The organism is Pantoea sp. SIMBA_079 (genome assembly GCF_046940275.1).
Lineage (GTDB): Bacteria > Pseudomonadota > Gammaproteobacteria > Enterobacterales > Enterobacteriaceae > Pantoea > Pantoea borealis.
Window position 1 is genome coordinate 1 of sequence record NZ_JAWRYR010000334.1, and the last position, 270, is coordinate 270.

The 270-nt window shown below is 60.4% G+C and carries 1 protein-coding gene; it reads left to right on the top strand.

The window, feature by feature from the left end:
* A partial coding sequence (locus SB719_RS20250; protein ID WP_412159756.1) for a phage baseplate assembly protein V occupies positions 1-270 on the top strand: 270 nt, incomplete at both ends.

Below are 270 nucleotides of genomic sequence, written 5' to 3' on the forward strand. Positions count from 1 at the left end.
CGCCTTATCACCAATCTGATCCGCATAGGTGTAGTCACCGAAGTGGACCGGGAAAACTGGCTTTGTCGGGTGAAAACGGGCGACCTTGAAACCAACTGGATCAGCTGGCTGACGCTGCGCGCGGGTAATGCCCGCACATGGTGGCGACCATCGGAAGGTGAGCAGGTGGTGCTGCTGAGTCTGGGCGGCAATCTGGAGACTGCCTTTGCGCTGCCCGCTGTCTATTCGAATCAGTTCGCACCACCGTCGACGTCGGCGGACGCCTGCGTG